At 59.8% G+C, this 3,120-nt stretch carries 3 protein-coding genes; all 3 read left to right on the top strand.

From position 1 onward, the window contains the following. Window positions 1-225: 225 nt before the first annotated feature. Window positions 226-1,494: a glycosyltransferase gene (locus ACOJSI_RS05190; protein WP_420137196.1), complete on the top strand. Its 1,269-nt coding sequence runs from the start codon at window positions 226-228 to the stop codon at window positions 1,492-1,494. Further along, a complete protein-coding gene (locus ACOJSI_RS05185) occupies window positions 1,491-1,697 on the top strand; it encodes a hypothetical protein (RefSeq protein WP_420137195.1) in 207 nt (68 codons plus the stop codon). Before ACOJSI_RS05190 ends, ACOJSI_RS05185 begins: the two co-directional genes overlap by 4 nt. 576 nt (window positions 1,698-2,273) lie before the next feature. Then, window positions 2,274-2,990 (top strand): FkbM family methyltransferase, encoded by a 717-nt coding sequence (locus tag ACOJSI_RS05180; protein ID WP_420137194.1) that lies wholly within the window; start codon window positions 2,274-2,276, stop codon window positions 2,988-2,990. Window positions 2,991-3,120: the final 130 nt, after the last annotated feature.

Genomic DNA, 3,120 nt, shown 5'->3' with positions numbered 1-3,120 from the left:
GCGTGCTGGTCGCGGTGCATTCGGCCCTGGATTTCAGTCTTCAGATCCCCGGCGTGCAATATATCTTCGCGGCTTTGCTGGGGCTGGGGGTGGCGCAGGCCTTTCCGATGGGCGAACCGCACCTGCGGCGTCAGCCGGCGGGGGACGATGATGTGTAAGACGCAGCGGATCCGAAAGGGTGCGGATTAGGGGAAAGACGCAGCCGTTGGGGGAGCGCGCAAACACATGCAGATCAAGATATTGCATCTCATCGCCTCGGCGGATCCGGCCACGGGGGGCCCGATTGAAGGGATATTGCGCCAGGAACAGGTGACCGGCGGCTATCGCAACGCCGCCATCCGCGAAATCGCCACGCTTGATCCCCCCGGACAGCCTTGGGCCGCCAACTACCCGGTCGCGCTCCACTGCCTGGGCGAGGCAGCGGAGCCACCGCGGCGCAACCCGTGGAACAGGTTCCTGCGCCACTACGGCTATCAGCCGCGCTACGTCCCCTGGCTGCGCGCCAACATGCACCGCTTCGATGTCGCGATCGTCCATGGCCTGTGGAATTACTGTTCGTTCGGCGCCAGCCGGGTACTGCCGAAAAGTGGTTTCCCCTATTTCGTGTTCACCCACGGCATGATGGATCCCTGGTTCAAGCGGCGTTACCCCCTCAAGCACATCGCCAAGCAAATCTCCTGGACCTTGTTTGAAGGCCCGCTGCTCGCGCATGCGCTGCGCGTGATGTTCACATCAGAGGAGGAGAAGATCCTCGCCCGGACCAGTTTCTGGGGCCACCCCTATCGCGAAAAGGTGGTCGGCTATGGCACCGCCGCGCCGCCCGAAACCGGCCCTGCCGACGTTGCGCGCCTGCTTGAGCGCGTGCCCGCCTTGGCCGGGCGCCGCATCCTGCTGTTCCTCAGCCGGATTCACGAGAAGAAGGGGTGCGACGATCTCATCCGCGCATTCGCCGGCGTCGCCGCGGACTATCCGGATGTGGACCTCGTCATTGCCGGTCCGGATCAGCAGCAGCGGCAGGCGGATCTCATGGCTCTGGCCTCCTCCCTCGGCATTGGCGCGCGGGTCCTGTGGCCTGGCCCGCTGTTCGGCGCGGAGAAGTGGGCGGCCTATCGCGCCGCGGAGGCCTTCGTGCTGCCGTCACACCAGGAAAATTTCGGGATCGTGGTGGCAGAGGCGATGGCGTGCGGCACGCCGGTGCTCATCACCAACAAGGTCAACATCTGGCGGGAGGTTGCCGCGGCCGGCGCGGGCATCATTGCCGACGACAACGCGCCGTCGGTGCAACGGCAGCTCCGCGACTGGCTGGGAAGGACGCCCGAGGCGCGGGAGCAAATGGCGGCTGCGGCACGCCGTCTTTTCGACGAACGGTTCCGAATGACGGAGGTCGCCCCGGAGATTTTGGACACCATCAAGGCTATCGTGGGCGAGGAGAAAGGACCGTGGCGGAACGATCGCCCCGGTCTTAAAGGGGCTCCGATCGGAGGTTTGCAATGAGTATGCGCTTCGCGTTCCTGCTGGCCATAGAGATGGCGCAGTTTCTGATCCTATGCGGCTTGTTTCAGATGATGCGGCAGTTGCGGCGGCTTCAGGCGGAATTATCGCTGATGGTTGGTGAGGCGACCAACGGTTTAGTCGATCGCACCCAGCAACTGCATGAAGTTGTGGAAGCGATACAGGAGAAAAAGGTGGACGCCTGAAGGCCAGTCCCGCGCGGCTGATTGCTGGCTCGCTACGCTAGGCACATTGCGCTGCCAGGTGTGTGGTTCGACGCCTCACGATTAACGCGCATTGCTGCCTGCCAACACCAGCACGCGCGAACGTCTCCAGCACGCTTTATTTGCCTTGCTCTCCTTCAGAGACTTACGAGCGTCAGCTAACCGTCAGCGGCTGATCTCCTTAGATCCTGTCGCGGTGCGACCGATGTGCGCGACGAGGCCGGCAAGCTCGCGCCGCCGTCAGACTTTATCGCGCCGAGGTTGCCCGGAGCCTGACGGCCTATCTAGGTCATGCAAGCTTCCCACTAGCCAACCGCGCTGTTAGGACAATTCGTGTCGTTCCGCACTTGCGAGCAAATCATTGCGGTGCCGTGCATTGGATAGATTGGGGGGCAGCAAGTGAGCATCAAACTCTTTGTCCAGCGGCATCCGATTCTTTCGAAGATTATCGGAGGTGACAGGGGGCTATATCGCAGGTATCGCCATCGAAAGGAAGCTGTGTTCTATACTAGCATGGCAAGATTGGCGGGGCGCATTGACTCCGACGTAAGCATATCTATGCCGAATTATGGCGGGTCATTTCTCACACCAGCGAAGTCAGCACTGCTTGTTCGGATCGCGCGTTATGGTGATTACGAGCCCGACATCCTTGCAATTCTGATTAAGCATCTCAAATCAGATATGGACTTTGTTGACGTCGGCGCGAACATCGGCCTTTTCGCCGTTGCTGCTGCTTCACGCTTGCACGATGGCAGGGTTCTGGCCATCGAGCCCACAAGCGGCGCCTTCAATCGGCTCCAGAAGAACATAGAACGTAACGGTGTTACCAATGTGGTAACCGTTAAAACAGCTGTCTCGGATCAGAAGGGATCTATCGAGATCAGCCAGATCGTCGGCCGGGAAGAATATTCGACAATCGGCACGATGACTCATCCTTCCGTAGTAGATGCCGCAACGCAGGTTGTAACGGAATTGGTTCCTATGACGACCGTCGATACACTGGTAGCTGAGCACGGGTTACGCCCGGCACTTATGAAGGTCGACGTGGAGGGCGCAGAGCTCGGTGTGCTGAAGGGCGCCTGCGAAACGCTGCGAAAGTGGCGGCCTGTTATCATCTCCGAAATATCCGAGAAAATGCTCGGCACATTGGGCGGCAGCCGCGACGATCTCGTTTCTTTCATCGAGCAGCAGAATTACAGCGTGTACAGTATCGAGGATAATCTTGCCGATCCAAGGGGTCGGGATGGCGATATTGTCTGTATTCCGAAGGGTTGAGCGGGTCAGGGTACATCTTAGCGCTTTGGTTTGCGATGCCGATAAGCGCCGGTTTCTTATTTCTAGGCACTGAAAAAACGCCGGAGGAAAAATGCTAGAGAAGCTTGTGCGCAAATTGACACGCCGCTTC

Origin of the sequence: Sphingomonas sp. (genome assembly GCF_048595155.1) — a bacterium.
In the GTDB taxonomy this organism is placed as follows: domain Bacteria; phylum Pseudomonadota; class Alphaproteobacteria; order Sphingomonadales; family Sphingomonadaceae; genus Sphingomonas_I.
Note: the sequence above shows the minus strand (reverse complement) of the source record. Positions and strands in the feature narration are given on the sequence as shown.

Coding starts and splice junctions, on each gene's coding strand:
- ACOJSI_RS05190 (WP_420137196.1), top strand. CDS start 226: ATGCAGATCAAGATATTGCATCTCATCGCCTCGGCGGATCCGGCCACG.
- ACOJSI_RS05185 (WP_420137195.1), top strand. CDS start 1,491: ATGAGTATGCGCTTCGCGTTCCTGCTGGCCATAGAGATGGCGCAGTTT.
- ACOJSI_RS05180 (WP_420137194.1), top strand. CDS start 2,274: ATGCCGAATTATGGCGGGTCATTTCTCACACCAGCGAAGTCAGCACTG.